The sequence below is a fragment of the Halorubrum sp. JWXQ-INN 858 genome, from assembly GCF_009806985.1.
GTDB lineage: Archaea > Halobacteriota > Halobacteria > Halobacteriales > Haloferacaceae > Halorubrum.
In genome coordinates this window covers 118,414-141,359 of record NZ_WUAX01000011.1, presented here as the reverse complement: position 1 = coordinate 141,359, position 22,946 = coordinate 118,414, and the positions used below count along the sequence as shown (strand labels likewise).

Sequence of the window (22,946 nt, the reverse complement as noted above, 5' to 3'; positions counted from 1 at the left end):
GAGGCGGGCGGTTCGGAAGCCCCTGCTCGGGTGGTCAGGAGAGGTGTGCAGTTACGTCGGTCGACGACACCATCCCGACGTAGTCGTCCTCGACGACCGGGAGGTGTTTCACGCCGTACATCGTCATCATCGCCGCCACCTCCTCCATGAGCAGGTCCGGAGTGACGGTTTCGACCTCGCGCGTCATCACGTCGCTCACCGGCGTCTCCTCGACGGACAGCCCGTCGGCGACGGCACCGATGACGTCGGACTGTGTCACGATCGACCGCGGCCCCGTCGTCACCACCAACGCGCTGATGTCCTTCTCGCGCATCCGTCGGGCGGCCTCCTGTATCGACGCGTCCGGCGCGATCGTTTCCAACGGGGTCGACATTACCTCCGAGACGCGGGTCCGGTCGTTCGGGTCCATACGCAGTTCATGATAGCATAGCACATGGCTGTTTCGACGGGGCGAGACGTTGCCGGTGCTTGATCGTTCGCGAAGGACGGGGGTCGCCCGACCTACCGGTCGACGAGGTACGCGGTGACGTCGGTGGTCGACACCATCCCGACGACCTCGTTATCGTCGGTCGTGACCGGCAAGTGGGTGTAGCCGTGCTCGGTTAACTCCGCGAGGTCGTCGAGCGTGTCCTGTGGATCGGCAGTCACCACGTCGACGGTCATACACGCGGCGACGGGCGTCTCGTCCTCGGGGTCGTTCTCGCGCACGAGCCTGACGAAGTCGGTCGCGGTGAGCAGCCCCGCGAGCCGCCGGTCCTCGTCGACGACGAGGATCGAACTGACCCCCTCCTCGAGCATCCGCTGCGCCGCCGTCGCGACCGTGGCGTCGTCGTCGACGGTGACGAGGTCGGTGGACATGAGCCGGGCGACGAACACGTCTTCCATGGCTCGTGGTAACACAGTGCAACGATATCAATCGATCGGCCGGCCGGCGGGGACGGTCGCTCGGGCGAGGGCGGGCGTCAGGGGCGAAGGGGCGAGGACGGGTATCAGGGGCGAAGAGGCGAGGGCGGGTTAGGTCGTGAACGAACTCGTCCGCTACAGGAGGTCGTCGGGAGCGCCCGCGAGCCCCGACAGCGCCTCGGCCTCGACGTGGTGGAGGTCGCCGGGGATCACGAGCAGGTGGAGGGGGTCGCCGAACTCCCGGGTCGCGAGCGCGGAGAGCCGGTCGGCGGCGACGACCGCGTCCGGCGAGCCGGCGCGGGCGACCGCCACCGCGAGGACGTCGTCCCACCCGTCGGCGAGCAGATCGGCCGCGTAGTCGGCGGTCATGTACTCCTCGTGGTCCGGGTCGGGACCGGTCGGCCCGGTGCCGACCTTGATGTCGAGGTAGACGACGGTGTGGAGGCCGCGCTCGCGGTTCGCCTCGATCGTCTCGACGACGCTTCCGGGGACGTCGTCGCCGCCGTGTGCGTACGGGAACGGGAGGGTGACCGCCTTGCCGAACCGGTAGTTCTGGAGCCCGGTGAGGCTGGAGGCGGCCGACTGTGCGGTCACCCCGTGGATCACGCGCGTCTCGATCCCCCGCCGCTCGGCGCGCAGCCGGAGGTCGGTGTGCGTCGTCGAGATCATGGTGTCGCCCGCGGTGAGGAACGCCGCGTCGCCGGTCGCGGCCGCCTCGAGTATCGCCTCGGGGTCCTGTTCGACGCCCTCCCGAGGGCGGACTTCGATGTCGACGCCGTGGTACGCTTCGAGGTCCACCACGTCGGCGCCGACGAGGCGGCTCGTGTAGAACTCCGCGAAGACCCGGTCGGACGTCCGGAGCGCTTCCCGTCCCTCGACGGTGATGGACCGCTCGTCGTAGAGGCCGAGCCCGATGAACGTGAGCATACCCGCGTTCGGGGGGGCGGCGAGTAAAAGGGCGCGAAAGGGGACGGACGGGGGATCGGCAGGCGATGGACGGGGGACCGGCAAATCCCTCATAATCGTTCCTTGTGATTCCATAGCAAGCCCTAAGAGGTGACCGACGTAACTTCGATCCACTAGGCCTGTGGAAGGGCCCAGATCCATACTATGACTGACCAAGAACTCATCTGGCGGATTTCGGGAGGATCCGGCGACGGGATCGCTTCCACCAGCCAGAACTTCGCGAAAGCCCTGATGCGATCCGGGCTCAACGTGTTCACGCATCGGCACTACCCGTCGCGGATCCGTGGTGGTCACACGTATACGGAGATCCGCGCGGCGGCGGACCCGGTGAAGTCACGCGGCGACGGCTACAACTTCCTGCTGGCGCTCGGCGACTCGTTCGCACGGAACCCGCAGGAGGAAGCCGTCTACGGGAACGAGGAGATCAAACCGCTCTCGGAGAACCTCGACGAGCTCCGCGAGGGCGGCGTCATCGTCTACGACGAGGGGCTCCTCGACGCCTCCGAGATCCCCGACTTCGAGGAACGTGCCGAGGAGAACGACTGGCACGTCTACCCGCTCGACCTGCGCGGGCTCGCCCGCGAGCAGGGTCGTGAAGTCATGCGGAACACCGCGGGCGTCGGCGCGACCTGCGCGCTCACCGGCATGGACCTCGACCACGTCGAGGAGCTCATGCGCGACGCGATGCCGGAGAAGATCCTCGACCCCAACCTCGAGATCCTCCATATCGCGTACGACCAGGTCCGCGAGGAGCACGACGTCGACGCACACGACGTCTCCGTCCCGACCGGCGAACACGACGAGGAACAGCTGCTCATGTCCGGCTCCGACGCGATCGCCTACGGCGCGATCGACGAGGGCTGTCGCTTCATTGCCGGCTACCCCATGACGCCGTGGACCGAAGTGTTCACGATCATGACCCAGAACCTGCCCGAGCTGGGCGGGATCTCCGAGCAGGTCGAAGACGAGATCGCGGCGGCCGCGCTCGCGGTCGGTGCCTCGCACGCCGGCGTGAAGGCGATGTCCGGCTCCTCGGGCGGCGGCTTCGCGCTCATGTCCGAGCCGCTCGGGCTCGCGGAGATGACCGAGACGCCGGTCGTACTCATCGAAGCGATGCGTGCGGGCCCCTCCACGGGGATGCCGACCAAGCCGGAGCAGTCCGACCTCGAACACGTCCTGTACACCTCCCAGGGGGACTCCCAGCGCGTCGTTATCGCGCCCGGGACCGTCGAGGAGGCGTACGACCAGTCGCGGCTCGCCTTCCGGCTCGCCTACGAGTACCAGATCCCGTCGATCCTGCTGTACGACCAGAAGCTCGGCGGAGAGCTGATGAACGTCCCGAAGAGCCACTTCGACCGCGAGCCCAACCCGGCGCTCGGCAACACGCTCACCGAGGACGAACTCGCCGATGAGCCGCACTCGGCCGACGGGAAGTTCCACCGCTTCCAGCACGACGTCGAGGACGGCGTCCCGCCGCGGTCGATCCCCGGCCAGAAGGGCGGACGCTACCTCGCGACCGGCAACGAACACGACCCGACCGGCCACATCTGTGAGGACGCGGACAACCGCATCGCGCAGATCGACCGGCGGACGCAGAAGCTCGAGGCGATCCGCGCCGACCTCGACAGCGAACCCACGAGCGCGTTCTACGGCCCCGACGAGGCCGAGTACGGGATCATGACGTTCGGCAGCCAGCAGGGGACCGTCGAGGAGGCGGTCGACCGGCTCAACGACGCCGGCCACTCGGTGAAGTCGCTCGGCGTCTCGGACATGCTGCCGTTCCCGAGCGACGAGGTCGAGGCGTTCATCCAGAGCGTCGACGAGGTGCTCGTCGTCGAGATGACGGCGTCCGGCCAGTTCCGCGGGCTCGTCCAGAAGAACCTCGGCCAGTACGGCGAGAAGCTATCGAGCCTGCTGAAGTACAACGGGAACCCCTTCGAGCCGGCCGAGATCGTCGACGGCTTCGAGGCCGTCGTCGTCGAGGGCGACGCGGAGGCACCCAACCATCAGACCACTTTCGTCCCCACGGCAGGTGACTAACCATGAGCGCATTCTCAGCCATCAACGAGGAACGCGAGATCGACCGCGACGAGTACACCCCCGGCGTCGAGCCGCAGCCCACGTGGTGTCCCGGCTGTGGTGACTTCAGCGTCCTCAAGGCGCTGAAACAGGCGCTTCCGGAGATCGGCCGCTCCCCCGAGGAGACCCTGCTGTGTACCGGGATCGGCTGTTCGGGGAAGCTGAACAGCTACCTCGACACGTACGGGTTCCACACGATCCACGGTCGCTCGCTGCCCGTGGCCCGCGCGGCGAAGCTCGCCAACCCCGGCCTCGAAGTGATCGCCGCCGGTGGCGACGGCGACGGCTACGGGATCGGCGGGAACCACTTCATTCACACCGCCCGGGAGAACCACGACATGACGTACATCGTCTTCAACAACGAGATCTTCGGGCTGACGAAGGGGCAGACGTCCCCGACGAGCCCGAAGGGCCACAAGTCGAAGACGCAGCCTCACGGCAGCGCCAAGGAGCCGCTCAAGCCGCTCTCGCTGTCGCTCAACGCCGGCGCGTCGTACGTCGCCCGCACGGCGGCGGTCAACCCGAACCAGGCGAAGGAGATCCTCATCGAGGCGATGGAGCACGACGGCTTCGCGCACGTCGACTTCCTCACCCAGTGTCCGACCTGGAACAAGGACGCCCGGCAGTACGTCCCGTACATCGACGTCAACGAGTCGGACGACTACGACTTCGACCCGACCGACCGCGTCGAGGCCGCGGAGATGATGCGCGAGACCGAAGAATCCCTCAACGAGGGGAAGGTGCTCACCGGCCGCTACTACGTCGACGAGGACCGCCCCTCCTACGGTCAGGAGAAACGCGCGATCGGCGAGATGCCCGAGGAGCCGCTCGCGGAGCGGTACTGGGACGACGACTACGAGTGGGAGCGCTCGTACGACCGGTTCGTCGGGAAGCACGCCTGAGGCGGCCCGTACGCCCGCCGTCGGATCGACGCCGGGCCTTTACGGGTTCGCAAGGTATTTTTTCTGTGGCGACAAACGGACTGTCATGAGCGCCGTATCGACGGAGGAACGGATCCTCTCCGTGTTGGAGGACGACGCACAGGCGTCCTGTGCGGAGATCGCGAACCGGGCAGAGGTCTCGAAGCCGACGGTTCGCAAGTACGTGAGCAAGCTCGAAGAGGACGGGGTCATCGTCGGCTACTCGGCCGACGTCGACCCGAAGAAGCTCGCCTCCCAGTCGATCGCGTTGGTCGGGATGGACGTCGACTCCGGGAAGTACGTCGAGGCGACGCGCGCGCTGAAGGCGCTCGACGAGGTGAACTCGCTGTACACGTCCTCGGGCGACCACATGTTGATGGCGGAGGTCCGCGCCGCCGACGGCGACGAGCTCGGTGACGTCATCTCCGATCTGCTGCTCGCGGTCGACGGCGTCACCGCGGCCCACCCCTCCTTCCTGCAGGAACGGCTGAAGTAGCGTTCGGCCGCCATCGAACCGCTCATTCACCCTGAACCGTTCGCGACCACGCTCGTAGCCCCGGAAACGCCTGCCGGTTTTATCCCCTCGGAGAGCGTCGGTCCCGACATGAGCGATGAGATCAACCTCTCGCGGCTGGAGGGACGGCTCGAGGACGGATCGTACCCGGCGTCACGCGAGGAGCTGGCCGAGGCGTACGCGGGGACCACCGTGCTGTACGCCGACGGCGAGGACGACCTCGGCGACCTGATCGAGGCGGTCGATCAGGACTCCTTCAACGGGTCCGAGGACGTCTTCGTCGCGCTCCAGAACGTGCTTCCCATCGAGGCCCTCGGCGAGCCCGGACAGTCGGACGGGGACGCCTGATCGCCTCGCCTCGAGACACGCGCCGGATCCCGTCGTTTATATACGATCCCCGGTTGGTTTCGGCATGAAGTTCTGCGACGAGTGCGGCTCGATGATGAAGTCCGGCGAGGGGGAGGACCACTGGGTGTGTGGCTCCTGTGGCCACGAAACCGGTCGCGACGAGGAAGCCGAGGAGGACGCCTGGATCACCGAGACACAGGAGGAATCCGAGATCATCGACGTCAGCGACGCCGAGGACAAGGGACTGCCGAGGACGACCACCCACTGTCCCGAGTGTGGACACGATCAGGCGTATTGGTACATGCAGCAGATCCGCTCGGCCGACGAGTCCGAGACGCGCTTTTTCGTCTGCACGGAGTGTGAACACAAGTGGCGCGAGGACGACCACTGACCCCGGTGCGTCGACGCGGGGCGGCGTTCCCCCGTCCCGCGGCTGTCTTTTAAGTGTTTCACCGACGAACCCGTACGGTATGGACCCGCCCGTCGTTCGCGACGCCCGCCTCGCCGGGTGGGAGCGGGTCGCGGAGACGACCGAGCGGCCGTTCGTCGCCGGCCCCGTCTCGGTGACCGCGCGGACGGTCCGGTACGAGCCCGCCGCCGACCCGGAGCCGCGGCCGTTCTTCTTCGCCAGCCGGCTCCGGATCCGTCCCGACGTCCCGCCGAACGCCCTCCTGACCCGGATCGTCGAACGGGGCGCACGCGACGGGTTCCGGGAGACGCTCGCGGAGCGCGACGTCGACAGGCTCGACCACCGGGGGGACCGCGAGGTCCTCGTGGACGATCCGGCCGCGTCGCCGGCGACGTGCTCGACGTTTCGCGGGCGCTGTGTCGTGGCCGGCGACCCCGTCCCGATCGAGGCGCTGCTCGCGGTGTGGGAGGCCGGCGAGTACCTGCTCGCGGGCGGCGCGTACCGGATCGACGACGACCCCGCGGCGGCTCGAACGCGGCTCTTGGGCCTCGTTCGGGCCGTCCGAGCGCGGTAAGCGGTCGGCTGACGTGAGCGGTTCACTGCTCTGACCGCCCGGTCCGCCGATCCCCCGGATCCGACTTCCGCCCTTTTAAGAAACGCACCGTCGATGAACGGCTGTATGCACGAACGCGCAGCGGAGTTCGCCGAGCAGGCGCGGGATCGGTACGGGATCGACGTCGACGTCCGCGAGTTCGACGAGGGGACGAAGACGGCCGCCGCGGCGGCCGACGCGGTCGGGTGTGACACCGCGGCGATCGCGTCCACGATCGTGGTGTCGCTGGCGGGCGGCGAGCGGGACGGCGCGCTCGTCGCCGCGATCACGAGCGGGGCGAACCGGCTCGACCTCGACGCGGTCGCCGACCACTACGGCGCGGACGGCGCGTCGATGGGCGATCCCGACGCGATCCGCGACGTGATCGGCTGGAGCATCGGCGGCGTCCCGCCGATCTGTCACGACGCCGCCGTGCCGACGGTTCTCGATCCCACGCTGTTGGAGTTCGACGTCGTGTACGGGGCCGCGGGCACCCCGAGCGCGCTGTTCGCGATAGATCCCGAGGACCTGGTCGAGCTCGCGGACGCGACCGTGGTCGACCTGACCGAGTGAGGCGTCGGGCGGACGACGGTTGCCCGACGAGTCGCGGTCCAGCGGATCGGCGAGCCGGGGATTCGCCGCTTTCTCTCGACCCTGACCCGGACGTGGTGCGGTCGTATCCTGGGGCCATCGAGCCTCGCGACCGTCCCGCTCCCGGGAACGGCGTGCGGCGGTGTCTCCGCACCTAGTTAATAACTTGACTAACCTTAGACCACACAAGATAATAAAAATACACTCATAGATAACAACTCTTTTGAGTCGCTACACCCATCTCGGACGTATGGACGACAACGATCGGTTCAACGCATCGCGCCGTCGTGTGCTGCTCGGCTCGGCCGCCCTCGGTACGGTCGCGCTTGCTGGATGTGCAGACGATGAGCAGCCCGACTCGACGACCAGCGGAGATGTCGGTTCTGATGACGATGACCACGACGACCACGACGATCCCTCGCCGGCGAGCGTCACCCTGCTCGTCGAGGGCGTCGGTGGATACGACGATCACGACGATCACGACGACCACGGCCACGACGACGACCACGACGACCACGATCACGACGACGACCACGGCCACGACGACGACCACGACGACCACGATCACGACGACGACCACGGCCACGACGACGACCACGACGATCACGGTCACGACGACGACCACGACGACCACGGCCACGACGACGACCACGACGATCACGGTCACGACGACGACCACGGCCATGACGGCGAACTCAGCGGGGACGAGATCGATCACGCCTGTGGTCACCTCGAGTTCGACGGGGGTGAATCCGTAACGGCGGGTAGCTCGCCCGACGACGCGCCGACGATCTCTTCGACCCACCAGCCGTACGACGTGAGTTTCGAGGGCGAGTCAGGATACGTTGTGTTCGAGTCCGAGGATGACGGCCACGACGACGATCACGACGACCACGGCCACGACGACGATCACGACGACCACGGCCACGACGACGATCACGACGACCACGGCCACGACGACGATCACGACGATCACGGCCACGACGACGACCACGACGATCACGGCCACGACGACGACCACGACGATCACGGCCACGACGACGACCACGACGATCACGGTCACGACGACGACCACGACCACGGTGCCGACAGCACGTTCGGCTTCTTCACGAACGGTGGGACCGCCACGGTGCACGAAGGGCACGTTCGCCACGAGGAGGAGGGCGTGGACGCCTGTGCCGAGATCGACCGCTACGTGGTCGCCGAGGCCGACCACGGGCGCGTCGTCGTCGAGCTGACGCCCGACTCGTAACCTGGTCGGGAGGAGAAGGCGGGAACGACCGAACCGGCCGCACGCCTTCGCGGTGCCGGCGTTTCAAGATATCATCCGATCCGTCCGGCCGCGTCGCGTTTCACCCCTTCCCCGTGTCGATCCGCTGAGGAGGTCTCATCCCCCGCAGACGTGTCGGTGGAAGTGGTCGCGCTCGCTCTCTCGACCGGCCGGGTCGTCGACCGTCTCGAAGGTGATCGTCTCGGTCACCTCGAACATGCTGATGTGCGTCAGCTCGATCCCGTGCTCCGCGGCGTACGTGGCACAGAGATGCTCGCCGTAGTTACGGGTGAGCTCGCCGCCGACGGCTCCTCGCCGGACGCTGTTCATGAAGAAGCGCTGCCGGTAGGTGTCGTGTTGTCGCTGTAGCTCGTCGCCCGGGCGGTCCCACGTGAACGGGCGGTCGTTGTAGACGTCGAGCCGATCGCCCTCGACGGTTCGGGCACCGAAGACGTAGTACCGGTCGGTCGTTCGCGGGCTGGGCGCAAAGACGCTCCACTCCGGCTGGTCGATCCCGACCGCCTCCGCGACGGTGACGACGTGCTCGCCCGCGGGGTGAGCGGCCACCTCGTCGTTGAGGGCGTTCTGGTCGTAGTTTCCGTCGATGACGGCCCCGACGTTGAGCAGGAACACGGCGACGACGAGCGCGAGCGCGACCACCACCGCGCCGATCGCGAGCGTGTATGCGATCGACCGGACCCGCGCGACGCGGTCGGGCACGACGCGGAACGCGGGAAGGGCCGCCGCGAGCGGTTCCCCGACGCGATCGCGGACCGTCCCGTGAACCCGCGTCGGATCGACGCCAATGAGCCGGGCGATCCGTCCGGCGTCCCGCCAGAACGCCGGCTGCAAGAACAGGGTCAGCCCGGCCATCGCCACGTACGCGAACGCGCCGATCCGGACCGTCAGCGCGAACGAGGCGTGGCCGACGAAAAAGAGCGCGACCATCGCGACTCGGGCCCGCCCGGTAAACAGGACCAACAGCAGCGACGCGAGCAACATGTAAAACCAGAGCAGCCCACCGTAGGAGATCAGCGTCGGGACGGCCCGCAGCAGGTCGCCGATCAGGAACGTCATCTCGTCGATCCCGAACACGAGCGGCGCGGCGTCGCCGCTTCGCCACAGCGGCGACATCGACTTGTGGATCCCGTTGAGGAGGTACATGAACACCATCTGTGAGAGCGCGAACGCGGTCGCGAGCCCCGCGACGGTGTCTCGAGGCGCTCCGCCGCGGTGGAGCGCGTCGACCGACCAGCGCTCGCCGAGCGGGAGGAACATCGCCCAGAAGAACAACAGCCGGAACAGGGTGTCGGCGTAGCTCAACACGAACGGGTTGTGGTGGTCGAGCGAGACGACGAACAGGAACGAGACGACGGTCGCCGCCCGGGTCCGATACCCAACCACCATCGCGAGCGCGACGAGCGCCTGGACGACCATCAGGGCCGCGATCAGCTCCGTCTCGCTCGTCAGGTAGTATATCGATATCGCGCCGTCGGCCGTCCCGCGTTCGGCGAGTTCCTGCGGGACGATCCCCGTGTCCGTATAATAAAACGAGAAGTTGCGCGAACGCAGCCCGAGGTCGGCGATCACGAGCAGCCCGAGGAACACCCGGAACGTCGCGAGCGACCGCGTGTCCACGGTGAAACACCGAACGAGGAATCGCCGAAGCCGTCGCGTCGCGACCCGCACGACCCGTGCGACTCGGGCGATCCGCGGAGCGGTGCTCATACTCGTGACCAGTCCCCGTCGGCGTGCCCGTCGAGGCGAGGGATCGTCGGTGTTCGTGTCGGGATCATCGGTCACTTCTCCCGGGCGGTCGGGTCGACGACGGCCGGTCCGAAGCGCGTCCCGACCGCCCGATCGGTTACGGACCGGTTGTCGGCTATCATATATCTACGTGCAGGATATTTATAATAACGGTCCGGAGGCGTCGAGAGCGCCGATGGGTGACACGGGTAGACACCCGACCGCCGATGTTTATTAACACCCTGCCATCTTATAATAACGCTTTTAGTCGTAACCGCACAACGGGTGCGTATGCAACCAACGAGGCGGGCGCTCCTCCGTGCCGGCGCTGGATCCGCGGCCGTGGTGGCCGCAGCCGGCTGTCTCGGGCTGGGTAGCCCCACCGACGAGAGCGCGGAGAACGCGGGGTACACCTCGTTCTTTACCATCCAGGACTGGGCCGAGCAGGTAGCGGGCGACCGGTTCGGGTTCACCAACCCGGTGTCGGTCGGGCAGATGGGTCACGGCTGGAGTCCGGACGGTAACCTCGCGCGCGACATCGCCTCCACCCGCGCGTTCTTCTACCTCGACACGCCCGAGTTCTCTTGGGCACAGGAGGTCGCCGCGGAGCTCGACCGCGACTACGACGACGTCGTGACCTACGACCTGCTCGACGGGCTCGGTCCGCACCTCATCGGGTTCGACTCCGGCGCACTCCCCGCCCCCGACTACGGCCACGACTACCCGCCCGAGAGCCTGCGGCTCGACGAGTTCGACATCTACGACCTCCGGTCGGACGACCAGCTCGGCTACTGGCACACGGAGCACTGGCACGGCGGGGTCCCCGACGTCCCCGTCGGCTCGATGGTGCCCGTCGGGATCGTCATCGAGGACGACCAGGGCCGCGTGGTCCCGCTGGGCGACGGGGAGCGCTACCGGGTCGACGCGCGGGTCGCCGACGGGGAACCCGAGAACGTTGATATCAACGCACACGGTCGCCAGGTGGAGTTCACCGGCGTGGAGACGGGTCGGACCGCCGTCGTGTTCGAGGTGATCGAGGGCGACGAGGTCATCTACGACACCGCGGCCGAACCCGCCCCCTTCGAGGTGATCGAGGAGGACGCGACGGGCGCGACCGAGTTCCACGACCCCCACGTCTGGATCGACCCCGTCCTCGGTCAGGAGATGGTCGGGGGGATCCGCGACGCGCTCGTCGAGCTGGACCCCGACAACGCCGACCACTACGAGGAGAACGCGGCCGCGTACGCCGAGCGGATGGACACGGTCCACCGCGAGTTCGAGGCCATCGATGAGGAGGCGGACCGCGAGGTGGCCGTCCTCGCCGGTCACGACTCCTTCCGGTACCTCGAGCGGCGGTACGGATTCGAGCTCCGGACCCCGACCGGCATCTCCCCGGACGCCGCCGAGTCCTTCGAGGACATCGCCGACCTCATCGAGGTCATCGAGGAACGCGACATCCACACGGTGCTGTACGACCCCTTCGAGGCACCCGATCCCGAGACGGACGTGCCCCAGATGGTAGAGGTGATCTTCGAGAACACGAACGTCGAGAACGCCGAGCCGTTGACGCCCGCCGAAGGGATCACCGCGACGTGGCAGGAGGAGGGGTGGGGATGGGTCGAACAGATGGAGGAGATCAACGTACCGTCGCTCCGGAAGGCCCTCGATGCGTGAGGGGGACGCCCGTCGGCTGGTCCGGCGACACGGACGGGGACGGAGCGGACACGGACGGGGACGGATAGGTGGAGTAATGAGGACACGCCCCCCGAGGCGATCACAGTGACCCCGGTCATCGACGTCACGGACGCCACGTTCAGCTACGGAGAGACGGTCGCGGTAGACGACGTCTCGCTCAGGGTCGACCCCGGGGAGTTCCTCGGGTTGATCGGGCCGAACGGCTCCGGGAAGACGACCCTACTACATCTCATGTTGGGGCTCAGCGAGCCCGATTCCGGAACCGTCTCGTTGTTCGGCGAGCCCGCACACGAGTTCACGGCCGGCGAACGGATCGGGTACGTCGGTCAGCGGGCGGCCGACCGTGGCGACGCGATGCCGGTAACGGTCCGTGAGACCGTGTTGATGGGGCGGTTCGCACACGCCGGCCGAGCGCGGCTCACCGACCGCGACCGGGAGATCGCCGCGGAGGCGATGCGGACGGTCGACGTCGACGGCCTCGCGGACCGGCGCGTGAGCGCGCTCTCGGGCGGGCAGCGCCAGCGGGCGTTCATCGCCCGTGCGCTCGCCTCCGAGGCCGACGTTCTCGCGCTCGACGAGCCGACGGTGGGCATCGACGCGAACTCGCGTGACCGGTTTTACGACCTCCTCGACGAGCTGAACGCCGGTGGGATGACGATCGTCCTGATCGAACACGACATCGGCGTCCTCACGAAACACGTCGACACCGTCGCCTGTATCAACGTCGAGCTGTACCACCACGGCGACACCGTCTCGTTCCTCGAGAGCGACGCGCTCGCGGACGCGTACGGGCGAAGCAGCGGCATCATCGAACACGACCACCCATGAGCGAGGAACACGACCACGACGGCGGTCACAGCCACGATCACGGCGACAGTCACGACCGTGACGACGTTCGCGATGACGGCCACGACAACGGCGACGGTCACGGTGACGGCCACGACAACGGCGACGATCGCGGCCGTGACGACGTAAGGGGAACGGATCGGACGACGGACGGCGGTTCCGGGGACGGGATCGCCGGCGACGGCGGCGACGTGACGGCCGCGGCGGCTGGCGCGGACGTGGACGCGTTCGAGACGCCCGGTGGCGGTCGTTCCCTGCGGGAGATCGTCGAGCTCGTCGGCGTCGGGCTCGTGGCCGCGCTCGCCGTCGGGATGCTGGCGTTCCTCGCGCTCGACTGGCTCCGGGACGCCCCCGGCGCAACCGGAGCACTCGCCGGGTCGTGGTTCGCCGGCTTCCTGGTCCTGGGCGAGTGGGCGGACTTCTACCTCGGCACCAACGTCTTTCGGCATCCGTTCGTCTGGCGGGCGGCCGCGACCGGCGTCCTGATCGGGATCGTCGGCCCGATCGTCGGCGCGTTCCTCGTCCACCGGCAGATGGCGCTCATCGGCGAGACGCTCGCACACACCGCGTTCGCCGGCGTCGCGTTCGGGATGCTCTTTATCGCGTTCGGGGCAGGCCTCGCCGGCGGGGCGGTCGCCGCCTTCGGCTCCGGCGGCACGCTCCTGCTCGTCGCGCTGGTCGTGAGTGCGGCGAGCGCGATCGGGCTGCAGTGGCTCGTGGACCGAACCGACAGCTACGGCGACGTGCCAATCGCCATCGTGTTGACGGGGAGCTTCGCGGTCGGGACGCTCGTTATCAGCTGGAGCCGCGAGTTCGTCGCCATCGCCATCGACATCGAGGACTTCCTCTTCGGGAGCCTCGCCATCGTGACCGCCACCGGCGCGCGCCTCGTCGCCGTGCTCACGGTCGTGGTCGTCGCGCTAGTCGTTTACAACTACAAGCAGTTCCTCTTCATTACGTTCGACGAGCGCGCCGCACACGTCGCTCGCCTGAACGTCGACCGTTACAACGCCCTGCTCATCGTGATGACCGCGACGGTCGTCGTCGGTGCCATGCAGATCCTCGGCGTCATCCTCGTCGCCGGGCTGCTCGTCATCCCGGTCGCGGCCGCCTCACAGGTCGCTCGGAGCTTCCGCGAGACCCTGTACCTCTCGGTGCTCGTCGGACAGCTCGCGGTCCTCGGCGGGCTCGCCGTCTCCATCGGCGCGAGCCTCCCGCCGGGCGGCTCGATCATCGTTATCGCTATCGGGGCGTATCTCGCCGCGGTCGTCGTCTCCGACCGGGACGCGTCGCTCTCGATGCACTGAGGGACGGCGGCGATCGGTACCCCGCGGCCAAGGGTCCGCACGCGCTCGAACGACGACGCGCATCCCACAGACGCTTATGTCCGTGCCTCCGATCCTCGGACATGGTAGAGACCGAGACGTACACCGTGACCGGACCCGACGGCGACGAGGACACCTTCGAGCTGCCGGCGGGACTCGTCGACGTGTTCAGCGAGCAGGGCGAGCAGAAGAGCAAGGTCATCAGCGACGTCGTCGTCCAGACGATGGCCCAGCAGGCGCATATGCTCGTTCACCACAGCCAGGGTGAGGTACCCGCGGACATCCAGGAGATGAACGCGGCCGCGGAGGAGCTGTTCGAGGAGCGCTTCGGCGAGCCGCTATCGGAAGCGCTCGGCCACTCTCACTGAACTCGCCGACCGTCGGACGCTTATAAACGTGTACGGAAGCGAGCGACCGCTTAAAAGTCGGGAGCCCCAAGCGGGAGCATGGGAGAGGCTACGGACGCGCCGGTGTTGGTCTTCGACGGCGACTGCCCGTACTGTTCGGTCGCCGCCGTCGCGCTCAAACGGCTGGAGGGCGTCGTCGCGGTGCCGTGGGAGGCCGACCCCGTCGGCCCGTTCCTCGACGCGCAGTTCGACGCGCGCCCGTTCGCGATGGTGTTCGTCGATCCCGGGGAGGGACGCGTGTACGCCGGCCGCGCCGCCGCCGAGGAGCTCGCCGGCCGCGCCGGGACGCCGGGGATCGTCGGCGGGCTCGTCCGCGACAACTACGACCGGATCGCGAGCGTGGTCGGCGCGCTCTCGGGGCGCGATCGCGACCCCGACGACTTCCACGAGGAGTACGACCTGACCGACGAGGCGCGCATGCTCGTCGACGATCTCCGAGCAGCTGCCAGCGACCCGCCACCGGTGGCGTCGTGACCCGGGACGAGCCGACGGGAACCACCGGCGAGTCCGCAGGGGGGAGCGACGGACGGGCCGCGTCGACGACCGGCGGGACGTACACGCTCGTGATCGACCTCCCCGAGCCGACGGTCCTGTCGGTCGGAGCGCTCGGCGACCATCGATTCCCCGCAGGTGCGTACGCGTACACGGGTAGCGCGCTCGGTACGGGCGGATTCGCGCGGGTCGACCGCCACCGGCGGGTCGCCGCGGGCGAACACGACGTCCGCCACTGGCACGTGGATCACCTGCTCGGACATTCGGAGACGCGGATCGACCGCGTCATCGAAAGCGCGGGGGCCGACGTCGAGTGTGTCGTCGCGGGTCGGCTCCCCGAGGGCCCGGTCGACGGGTTCGGCTCCTCGGACTGCGGCTGCGTGTCACACCTGTCGACCGCTCCCGACGTCGGCGCGCTCGCCGACCTGGCCGTCCGTGCTCACGGGGCCGCGACCGAGTGAGATTGAGGGCCCGCTACCGGGATCGGGACGTCGCCGGCGAGAGCTCGTGGCGACGCGTCGATCGGCGAAAAACGCGACGGCCGCCCGGGCAGGCAGCCGTCGCGACACCGGGAGCGACCGCCCGGGCAAAGCGGTCGCCTGAAGCGCCGGGGGCGCGGTCCGGCCGTCCGGGCAGGCCGGCCGGCGGCGTCACCCCGACGTCGCTGCCGATCGCGTGGCACCCCGGCACCGTAGCTGTACGTGTCAATCCGTTATAATTCGTTCGCCCGTCAGCGCCGTCTCCGCGAGGGCCGAACGCCTCAGAGGTCGTACCGTTCGACGACGCTTCGGAGCTGTTCGCGGCGACCCTCGATCGCTTCGGCTCGCAGCGCCGCCTCGCTCTCGGTCGGGCATTCGAGGTCCGGAACCTCGGTGGGAACGCCCTCGTCGTCGAGCGCGACGAACGTGAAATACGAGGTCGTCGCGCGGCGCTGCTCGTCGGTCCTCGGGTTCTCGGCGCGGACGTCGACTTTCACGTCGAGGCTCGTGCGGCCGGTGTTGAACACGTACCCCTCGATCACGACGACCTCGCCCATCTCGATCGGCGAGAGGAAGTCGACGTGGTCCATCGAGGCGGTGACCACCTGTCGGCTCGCAAATCGCATCCCGGCGATCGCCCCGCAGATGTCCATCCAGTGTAACACGGCCCCGCCGAGCGCTCGGCCGAGGTTGTTCGTGTCGTTCGGCAGGAGCAGCTCCGTCATCTCGGTGTACGACTCCGCGAGGGTCGCCGTCTCGCTCATACACGGCGTGGGCGGGCCGCCGACTTGAACCTACAGATACCGGGACGGCGACCCGCTCCGGATCGGCCGCGGGTCTCGTGCGTCCTCGCCGCGCTTCGTCCCCCGCGTGTCCTCACCGTGCCTCGTCCCCGCCGTCGCCGCCGTCGCCGAAGCGGAGCGAGTCGGGCGGGCGACCCGCGGCCTCGATGACCTCGTCGGTGACGACGATCGGGCAGTCGACCCGGACGGCCAGCGCGAGCGCGTCGGAGGGGCGCGCGTCGAAGACGAACCGCTCGGGGCGACCGTTCTCGTACCGCTCCGCGTCGATCTTTGCGTAGAACGTCCCCTCGGAGAGGTCGTCTATCCGCACGCGGTCGATGGCCCCGCCGAACTCGGTGAGCATCTCGACGAGCAGGTCGTGGGTGAGCGGCCGCTCGAACGGGGTGCCCTCCAGAACGGTCCCGATCGAGCGCGCCTGGTCGCTACTGACGAAGATGGGAACGTACACGTCGCGCACGGAGAGGACGACTGCCGGGACGTCGCCGCCCGGCGCGGAGCCCGCGCCGACCCCGACGACCTCGGCTTCGTGTTCCATACGTCCCGATCGGCGCGCCGGCATGAATAGCTGTCCCCGCGGCAGACGGGGTGACGACGATCACCCGCCTCGAACCCGGTTACTGACTTCGAGCGGGTCACTGACTTCGAGCGGGTCACTGACTTCGAGCGGGTCACTGACTTCGAGCGGGTCACTGACTTCGAGCGGGTCACTGACCCCGGTACCACTCGTCGCGGTACCGGTACGCCCAGGCGACGGTGAACACGAGGGCGGCGCTCACGAAGAGGGCGATCTCCGGCCCCAGCGTCGACAGGACGCCGTCGATCACGGCGTGGCCGTACCCGAAGGGGTCTTCGAGCGCGGAGCCGACGCCGTCGAAACCGTCGCGCCCGCTCTCGGGAGCCGGGTCGGCCGCCGTCTCCGCGGCGTCGTCGTCCGCCTCCGCGCCGCCGGCCGCCGGACGGTCCGCCGTTCCGTCCTCGGCGGCGTCGTCGGCCCCCCCAAGCCCGCCGTCGACCAGCAAGCGAACCTGTGTCGCGACGAGGGTGAGAACCGCCAGTAGCCCGTATCCGCCGAGCAAGCGCTTGAGGGCGGCTTTCAGTCCGCCGGAGTCGCGTTGCGGGCTCGCGTACAACACCAACGGGTCGTCGGCCGGCGCGTACACGTCCATCTCGCGCCCCTTCTCGGAGTAGGCGGTGTCGACGACGTCGACGAGGTCCGCGTCCGACAGCCGCCCGAGGTGGTACTGTACGTTCTGGAGCGACGTGTCCACCTCCGCCGCCAGCTCCGACGTCGTGGCCGGCTCGTCGTGGAGCGCCGAGAGGAGGCTTCGCGCGGTTTCGGAGCCGAGAGCGGCGATGAGTTCGTCCGCCTCGTCGTCGTCGACGCCGACGATCCGGGGCTCCCGGTCGTCCGGCGTGGCGTCCGGCAGGGAGGGGATCAGCCGGGACATGTCCTTCCGTGTGTCGTGCACCGATACAAGTCTGTTGGACGGGTGAGGGTCGAACGCGTCGACGTGCTCGGTGTGCCCGACACATCCGACCACGTCGACGCGTGTGCCGCGCTCACGCCCGTCGGACTCACAAGCCCTAAACGCGGTCGCGGAGTACGGACCCCTAATGACAGAGACGCCCGGGCACGCGGGCGACCCGCCGACGGGGTCGCACGCGGACGCGCCCGACGCGGACGCACCCGCCGGACGCGAGCCCGGTAGCGTGACCGTCGTCGGCACCGCACACATCTCCGAGCGGTCCGTCGAGGAGGTCGAGGAGACGATCACCCGGGAGCGACCGGACGTCGTCGCGGTCGAGCTCGACGAGGGTCGCTACCGACAGATGCAGGGGGAAACCCCCGACGACCTCGACGCGAGCGACCTGCTGAAGGGGAACACCGTCTTCCAGTTCCTCGCCTACTGGATGCTCTCGTACGTCCAGACGCAGCTCGGCGAACGGTTCGACATCGAACCGGGCGCGGACATGCAGGCCGCGATCGACGTCGCCGAGGAGCTCGGCATCGACGTCGCCTTGGTCGACCGGGACATCCAGACCACGATCCAGCGGTTCTGGGCGCGGATGACCGTGGTCGAGAAGCTGCGGATGGTCGGGGGGCTCGCGTTCGGCGTCACCGACTCGCGGGTCGTCGGCCTGACGGCGGGGCTGATCGTCGGGATCCTCGCCGGCCCCGCGATCGGGCTGTTCGGCGGAACGGTCGGGATCACCGGCGCACTGTTGACGAGCGTGACGGCGGGGACCCTGACGGCGGTCGTCGTCGCGCTCGCGGTCGATCAGCTCGGCAAGGCGGGCCTCTCGCCGGACGCGCGGCTGTACGCCGCGGCCGGGCTCGGGCTCGGCGCGGGGCTCGCGGTGGCCGTCCTCGGCGTGGCCGACGGGCTCGTCGCGACGTACCTCGGCGACTTCACGATCCGAGCGGTCGGCAGCCTCGGGCTGGGGATCGGGTTCGGGCTGACCGTCGGGCTCGTTGCCGCGGCACTGCTCTCGGCGTTCGGCGGCGACGGGGCCACCGAACACGACGGCATCGAGGGGCTCGACATCGAGGAGCTCACCGACACCGACGTGGTGACGATGATGATGGAGGAGTTCCGGCAGTTCTCCCCCGGCGGGGCGGAGGCGCTCATCGACGAACGGGACGCCTTCATCGCCCACCGGCTCGTCGCGCTCCGGAACGCGGGCCACGACGTCGTCGCCGTGGTCGGCGCGGGCCACCGGGCCGGCATCGAGCGGTACCTCGCGAACCCCGAGACGCTCCCACCGGTCGAGAGCCTCGTCGGCCAGGAGACCGGTCGACGGTTCCCGTGGGGGAAGGCGATCGGGTACGCGATCGCCGTCGCGTTCGTGACGTTCTTCGTGCTGTTGGCGATGGCTGGCGTCCGCGACGGGTTCCTGCTCCGGCTGTTCGGGGCGTGGTTCCTGATCAACGGCGTCTTCGCGTTCTCCTTCGCGAAGCTCGCCGGCGCGCGCTGGTCGTCGGCCGGCGTCGGCGGCGCGGTCGCGTGGATGACGTCGATCAACCCGATGCTCGCGCCGGGCTGGTTCGCGGGCTACGTCGAGCTCCGGAGCCTCACCGTGAACGTCGGCGACATCGGGACGCTCAACGAGCTGCTGGGCGACGAGACGAAGTCCCCGACGGAGCTGCTCTCGGCGATGCTCGACGTCCCGCTGTTTAAACTCATCATGGTCGTCGCGATGACGAACGTCGGCAGCATCGTCGCCAGCTTCCTCTTCGCCGTCTACGTCCTCCCGGCGATGTTCGGCGCAGAGGTCGGGAGCATCGACGAGGTCTCCCGGCTGATGGTGCGGGGCGCACAGAACAGCGCGGAGCTGATCCGCGGGCTACTCACCGCAGTCTAGCAGAGTCGAAACCACACGACGCGACTCGAAACCACACGACACAACTCGGAACGACACGATACATGGGAACTACCGTACGCGGCCGCCGGATCGGCGGCCTCTACTTCAGCGGGATCGAACTCAGGGACCTCCTCGTCGCGTGGCTCGCGCTCGGGGTCGCGTTCATGCTGTTCTTCGCGGGCGGCGCGGCCGGCTTCGACCGGTTGCTCGCGGCCGGGATCGTGTTGCCGCTCGTCGTCAGCCTCGCCACCGCCGGCGTCGCCTTCCTGCTACACGAGGTCGCCCACAAGGTCGTCGCCGTCCGTTACGACCAGGTCGCGGAGTTCCGCGCGGACAACGGGATGCTGTTCCTCGCCGTGATGAGCGCCATGCTGGGGTTCATCTTCGCCGCGCCCGGCGCGGTTCACCACCGCGGCCGGCTCACCGATCGGGAACACGGCCACATCGCGATCGCCGGCCCGGTCGTCAACCTGCTGTTGATGGGCGTGTTCGTCCCCGTCTTCCTCGCGGGCGTCCTCCTCGGCAGCCCGGTCGTCACCCTGATCGGCGAGCGGGGGATCGCGATCAACGTCTTCCTCGCGGCGTTCAACCTGATCCCGTACGGACCGCTCGACGGGAAGACGGTGATCGGGTGGAGCAAGGCGGTATGGGCCGCGACGTTCCTCCCGTCGCTTCTCGTCGCCGTCGTGCTCGTCTTCGGGTTCGGCTTCGGCTTCGGCGGGCCGTTCTGACGGCCGTCCCGTCCCCGCGTCTCGTCGCTGAGCCACCACTCCCGGTCCGGCGATCGCCATCGATCCGACTCTCACCACCGATCCGACTCTCACCACCGATCCGACCGTCGCGGCAAACGGTGCGTTTTTGCTCCGCGGGCGTCCCCCCTGAGACATGACCGAGGGCGACGGCCACGACGAGGACGGGGAGGAGCTCACCTACGCGGACGCCGGCGTCGATATCGACGCGAGCGAGGCGGCGACCGCCGCGCTCGTCGGGGTGGTCGGCGAGGGCGAGGGCGACTACGCGGGCCTGCTCGACATCGGCGACCGATACCTCGCGTTGGCGACGGACGGCGTCGGCACGAAGCTGTTGGTCGCGGAGGCGCTCGCCGACTACTCGACGGTCGGAATCGACTGCGTCGCGATGAACGTCAACGACCTCGTCGCGGCCGGGGTCCGGCCGGTCGCGTTCGTCGACTACCTCGCGGTCGACGAGCCCGACGAGCGGTTCGCCGAGCAGGTCGGCGAGGGGCTCGCCCGCGGCGCGGAGCTGGCGGACATGGCGCTCGTCGGCGGCGAGACGGCGGTCATGCCCGACGTGATCAATGGCCTCGACCTCGCGGGCACCTGTGCCGGGCTCGCGGCGAAGGACGCGGTGTTCGACGGCGAGGCACGGCCCGGCGACGCGCTCGTCGGCTGGGAGTCGTCGGGGATCCACTCGAACGGGCTGACCCTCGCCCGGGAGGCCGCGACGCGGAACCACGCGTACACCGACGACTGTCCGTTCGCGGGGTACGACACGGTCGGCGAGGCGCTGTTGGAGCCGACCCGGATCTACACCGACCTGCTCGATCCGATGCGTGACCACGGCGTCCGCGGCGCGGCCCACGTCACCGGCGGCGGGTGGACGAACCTCGAACGCCTGGGCGCGAACCGGTACGTCGTCGACGACGCCGTCGACGCCCAGCCGGTGTTCGAGTTCGTTCAGGCCGAGGGGAACGTCTCCGACGAGGAGATGCACCGGACGTTCAACATGGGAACCGGCTTCGTCGCGGCCGTCGACCCGGACGCGGCGGCGTCGCTGGCGGCGGCGACGGATGGCCGCGTGATCGGGCGTGTCGAAGAAGGCGATGGCGTCGCGATCCGCGGGCTGGAGCTGTAGCTGGCGGCACGTCGCTGCGTGGCGAACGGGCGGCGCGTTCTCGGCTTCCGCGACGGCGCGCCGCGCACCCGCCTCGACCGTCGCGGCCGTCGGTCAGGCCACGCGCGGTCTGGTTCGCTATCGGTTATAAACGATCGGCCGAGCGGTCGTGCGGTCATGCGGCCGAACGGTCGAGCAGTCGTGCGGTGGTCATGCGGCCGAACGGTCGAGCAGTCGTGCGGTTTCGCGGTCGGCTCTACGACAGGTGTGCCGCGATGTCGGCCTCGGTGATGATCCCGACCGTCTCCCCGCCCTCGGTGACCATTACGGCCTTGTAGTGGTCCAACAGGTTCCGGATCTCGTCGACGGTCGCGTCGCCCGCCACCGTCGGGAACGACTCGCTCATCACCTCGCTGACCGGCAGGTCGCCGACGTTCTCTCCCGCGTGGATCACGTCGCCCTGGCTGATCGAGCCGACCGGGACGCCGTTCTGCAGCACCGGGAGCTGGGAGTACGCCTCCTTTTCCATCAGCTCGACGGCGTCCCTGACGGCGTCGTCCGGCGCGACGCTGATCACCGTCTCGTTCATCAGGTCGGTCGCGCGCACCACCTCGCCTTCCGCCTCGTCGAGCGCGTTGACGATCCGCCGCAGCGTCGAGAGCCGCGGGTCGACGTCGCCCCCTTCGATCCGGGCGATGAGCGGCTGTGAGACGCCTGCAGCGTCGGCGAGCGCGCTCTGTGTCAACTCGAGGCTCGTTCGCCGCTCGCGTAGGTCCTGCGGCGTCGGGAGTTCCATACGTCTAATTACCAGAAGTTATTAGAAAAGCTTTCGACGACGGCCGTCCTCGCCGGACGTTCGATCGGCGACGAACGAGGGCCGACGGACGCTTTCCGTCCCCGGCCGCCGGACGCGTCCGGCTCCCGAACGTCGCGCTACTCGTCGTCGTCCTCGTCGGCTTCCGTCTCGATTATCTCGATGACCTCGAGCGGGACGTCCCGGAGCGCGCCGCCAACTTCGCTTTTCGCGATCCGCTCGGCGTGCTCCTCGCTGTCGGCGTTGAAGATATCGATCTCCAACACGAGCCCGACCAGGGCCGTGTTCGCCGCGAGGAACGCGGCGTCGAACGGCTCGCCGCAGGCGGGACAGCCGGTGACGCCGGGTTCGACCTCGACGTACTGCTTGTCCGTCTCGTTGAGTCGCTTTCCGGCCTCGCTGACCGCGACGCCGATGGCGTCGTCGGTCTTCTCGACGTCACGAACCAACCAGGCGGCTTCCATCGCGACCAAGTAGTTGCTCATACGCTCGGAACGAACCGCAGGGTTTCGTGTCTTGTGGTTCGCCCG

26 protein-coding genes are annotated in these 22,946 nt (G+C 68.6%); 17 read left to right on the top strand and 9 right to left on the bottom strand.

The window, feature by feature from the left end; genetic code table 11:
- Nucleotides 1-34: 34 nt before the first annotated feature.
- The 3 genes from GRS48_RS09520 to dph5 all read right to left on the bottom strand — a co-directional run bounded on the left by GRS48_RS09520 (nucleotide 35) and on the right by dph5 (nucleotide 1,830).
- Entirely contained in the window at nucleotides 35-409 is a 375-nt protein-coding gene (locus tag GRS48_RS09520; RefSeq protein ID WP_159485873.1) for a cyclic nucleotide-binding/CBS domain-containing protein, read from the bottom strand.
- Nucleotides 410-501: 92 nt separating this feature from the next.
- A complete protein-coding gene (locus tag GRS48_RS09515) occupies nucleotides 502-885 on the bottom strand; it encodes a cyclic nucleotide-binding/CBS domain-containing protein (RefSeq protein ID WP_159485871.1) in 384 nt (127 codons plus the stop codon).
- A gap of 153 nt (nucleotides 886-1,038) precedes the next feature.
- On the bottom strand, nucleotides 1,039-1,830 hold the full coding sequence (dph5, locus tag GRS48_RS09510; RefSeq protein WP_159485869.1) for a diphthine synthase: 792 nt from the start codon (nucleotides 1,828-1,830) through the stop codon (nucleotides 1,039-1,041).
- A 183-nt stretch (nucleotides 1,831-2,013) separates the two neighbouring features.
- Between dph5 and GRS48_RS09505 the strand changes: the two genes are divergently transcribed.
- The 8 genes from GRS48_RS09505 to GRS48_RS09470 all read left to right on the top strand — a co-directional run bounded on the left by GRS48_RS09505 (nucleotide 2,014) and on the right by GRS48_RS09470 (nucleotide 8,574).
- A complete protein-coding gene (locus GRS48_RS09505; RefSeq protein WP_159485867.1) occupies nucleotides 2,014-3,909 on the top strand; it encodes a 2-oxoacid:acceptor oxidoreductase subunit alpha in 1,896 nt (631 codons plus the stop codon).
- Between the two features lie 2 nt (nucleotides 3,910-3,911).
- A complete protein-coding gene (locus tag GRS48_RS09500) occupies nucleotides 3,912-4,850 on the top strand; it encodes a thiamine pyrophosphate-dependent enzyme (protein ID WP_159485865.1) in 939 nt (312 codons plus the stop codon).
- Nucleotides 4,851-4,935: 85 nt separating this feature from the next.
- The gene (gene lrpA1, locus GRS48_RS09495) at nucleotides 4,936-5,364 is read left to right on the top strand and encodes an HTH-type transcriptional regulator LrpA1 (RefSeq protein WP_159485863.1); all 429 of its coding nucleotides are present in this window, start codon (nucleotides 4,936-4,938) and stop codon (nucleotides 5,362-5,364) included.
- Nucleotides 5,365-5,472: 108 nt separating this feature from the next.
- Nucleotides 5,473-5,730, top strand: a complete 258-nt coding sequence (locus tag GRS48_RS09490) for a hypothetical protein (protein WP_159485861.1) — start codon at nucleotides 5,473-5,475, stop codon at nucleotides 5,728-5,730.
- A 64-nt stretch (nucleotides 5,731-5,794) separates the two neighbouring features.
- Nucleotides 5,795-6,121, top strand: coding sequence for a transcription factor S (locus GRS48_RS09485; RefSeq protein WP_159485859.1), 327 nt, complete (start codon nucleotides 5,795-5,797; stop codon nucleotides 6,119-6,121).
- Between the two features lie 79 nt (nucleotides 6,122-6,200).
- Nucleotides 6,201-6,713 carry a hypothetical protein gene (locus tag GRS48_RS09480; RefSeq protein ID WP_159485857.1) on the top strand — a complete coding sequence of 171 codons (513 nt, stop codon included), beginning with the start codon at nucleotides 6,201-6,203 and terminating at the stop codon, nucleotides 6,711-6,713.
- Nucleotides 6,714-6,818: 105 nt separating this feature from the next.
- Nucleotides 6,819-7,304: a YbaK/EbsC family protein gene (locus GRS48_RS09475; RefSeq protein WP_159485855.1), complete on the top strand. Its 486-nt coding sequence runs from the start codon at nucleotides 6,819-6,821 to the stop codon at nucleotides 7,302-7,304.
- A 268-nt stretch (nucleotides 7,305-7,572) separates the two neighbouring features.
- Complete coding sequence (locus GRS48_RS09470; RefSeq protein WP_200840244.1) at nucleotides 7,573-8,574, top strand: hypothetical protein; 1,002 nt, start codon at nucleotides 7,573-7,575, stop codon at nucleotides 8,572-8,574.
- Between the two features lie 135 nt (nucleotides 8,575-8,709).
- On the opposite strand, the gene GRS48_RS09465 is transcribed toward GRS48_RS09470, so the two are convergent.
- Nucleotides 8,710-10,320 carry an HTTM domain-containing protein gene (locus GRS48_RS09465; protein ID WP_159485853.1) on the bottom strand — a complete coding sequence of 537 codons (1,611 nt, stop codon included), beginning with the start codon at nucleotides 10,318-10,320 and terminating at the stop codon, nucleotides 8,710-8,712.
- A gap of 309 nt (nucleotides 10,321-10,629) precedes the next feature.
- Between GRS48_RS09465 and GRS48_RS09460 the strand changes: the two genes are divergently transcribed.
- The 6 genes from GRS48_RS09460 (at nucleotide 10,630) to GRS48_RS09435 (ending at nucleotide 15,564) form a co-directional block, all read left to right on the top strand.
- The gene (locus GRS48_RS09460; RefSeq protein WP_159485851.1) at nucleotides 10,630-12,012 is read left to right on the top strand and encodes a metal ABC transporter substrate-binding protein; all 1,383 of its coding nucleotides are present in this window, start codon (nucleotides 10,630-10,632) and stop codon (nucleotides 12,010-12,012) included.
- Between the two features lie 105 nt (nucleotides 12,013-12,117).
- Nucleotides 12,118-12,861 carry a metal ABC transporter ATP-binding protein gene (locus GRS48_RS09455; protein WP_321168378.1) on the top strand — a complete coding sequence of 248 codons (744 nt, stop codon included), beginning with the start codon at nucleotides 12,118-12,120 and terminating at the stop codon, nucleotides 12,859-12,861.
- Nucleotides 12,858-14,186, top strand: a complete 1,329-nt coding sequence (locus GRS48_RS09450; RefSeq protein ID WP_159485849.1) for a metal ABC transporter permease — start codon at nucleotides 12,858-12,860, stop codon at nucleotides 14,184-14,186. Before GRS48_RS09455 ends, GRS48_RS09450 begins: the two co-directional genes overlap by 4 nt.
- A 101-nt stretch (nucleotides 14,187-14,287) precedes the next feature.
- Nucleotides 14,288-14,572: a hypothetical protein gene (locus tag GRS48_RS09445; RefSeq protein WP_159485847.1), complete on the top strand. Its 285-nt coding sequence runs from the start codon at nucleotides 14,288-14,290 to the stop codon at nucleotides 14,570-14,572.
- A 78-nt stretch (nucleotides 14,573-14,650) separates the two neighbouring features.
- The gene (locus GRS48_RS09440) at nucleotides 14,651-15,085 is read left to right on the top strand and encodes a DUF393 domain-containing protein (protein ID WP_159485846.1); all 435 of its coding nucleotides are present in this window, start codon (nucleotides 14,651-14,653) and stop codon (nucleotides 15,083-15,085) included.
- A gap of 89 nt (nucleotides 15,086-15,174) precedes the next feature.
- Nucleotides 15,175-15,564 carry a GIY-YIG nuclease family protein gene (locus GRS48_RS09435; protein WP_321168408.1) on the top strand — a complete coding sequence of 130 codons (390 nt, stop codon included), beginning with the start codon at nucleotides 15,175-15,177 and terminating at the stop codon, nucleotides 15,562-15,564.
- Between the two features lie 299 nt (nucleotides 15,565-15,863).
- On the opposite strand, the gene GRS48_RS09430 is transcribed toward GRS48_RS09435, so the two are convergent.
- The 3 genes from GRS48_RS09430 to GRS48_RS09420 form a co-directional block, all read right to left on the bottom strand.
- On the bottom strand, nucleotides 15,864-16,346 hold the full coding sequence (locus GRS48_RS09430; RefSeq protein WP_159485844.1) for an acyl-CoA thioesterase: 483 nt from the start codon (nucleotides 16,344-16,346) through the stop codon (nucleotides 15,864-15,866).
- A 112-nt stretch (nucleotides 16,347-16,458) separates the two neighbouring features.
- A complete protein-coding gene (locus GRS48_RS09425) occupies nucleotides 16,459-16,920 on the bottom strand; it encodes a bifunctional nuclease family protein (RefSeq protein ID WP_159485842.1) in 462 nt (153 codons plus the stop codon).
- A gap of 169 nt (nucleotides 16,921-17,089) precedes the next feature.
- On the bottom strand, nucleotides 17,090-17,833 hold the full coding sequence (locus tag GRS48_RS09420; protein WP_159485840.1) for a helix-turn-helix domain-containing protein: 744 nt from the start codon (nucleotides 17,831-17,833) through the stop codon (nucleotides 17,090-17,092).
- A 166-nt stretch (nucleotides 17,834-17,999) separates the two neighbouring features.
- Here GRS48_RS09420 and GRS48_RS09415 point away from each other — a divergent pair, with 166 nt between their 5' ends.
- The 3 genes from GRS48_RS09415 to purM all read left to right on the top strand — a co-directional run bounded on the left by GRS48_RS09415 (nucleotide 18,000) and on the right by purM (nucleotide 21,623).
- The gene (locus GRS48_RS09415) at nucleotides 18,000-19,748 is read left to right on the top strand and encodes a TraB/GumN family protein (protein WP_159485838.1); all 1,749 of its coding nucleotides are present in this window, start codon (nucleotides 18,000-18,002) and stop codon (nucleotides 19,746-19,748) included.
- A 62-nt stretch (nucleotides 19,749-19,810) separates the two neighbouring features.
- Nucleotides 19,811-20,479, top strand: a complete 669-nt coding sequence (locus GRS48_RS09410) for a metalloprotease (protein ID WP_159485836.1) — start codon at nucleotides 19,811-19,813, stop codon at nucleotides 20,477-20,479.
- Between the two features lie 154 nt (nucleotides 20,480-20,633).
- Nucleotides 20,634-21,623 carry a phosphoribosylformylglycinamidine cyclo-ligase gene (gene purM / locus GRS48_RS09405; protein ID WP_159485834.1) on the top strand — a complete coding sequence of 330 codons (990 nt, stop codon included), beginning with the start codon at nucleotides 20,634-20,636 and terminating at the stop codon, nucleotides 21,621-21,623.
- 235 nt (nucleotides 21,624-21,858) lie between these two features.
- On the opposite strand, the gene GRS48_RS09400 is transcribed toward purM, so the two are convergent.
- On the bottom strand, nucleotides 21,859-22,398 hold the full coding sequence (locus GRS48_RS09400) for a CBS domain-containing protein (RefSeq protein WP_159485832.1): 540 nt from the start codon (nucleotides 22,396-22,398) through the stop codon (nucleotides 21,859-21,861).
- Nucleotides 22,399-22,535: 137 nt separating this feature from the next.
- Nucleotides 22,536-22,901: a DUF555 domain-containing protein gene (locus tag GRS48_RS09395; RefSeq protein WP_159485830.1), complete on the bottom strand. Its 366-nt coding sequence runs from the start codon at nucleotides 22,899-22,901 to the stop codon at nucleotides 22,536-22,538.
- Between the last annotated feature and the right edge of the window lie 45 nt (nucleotides 22,902-22,946).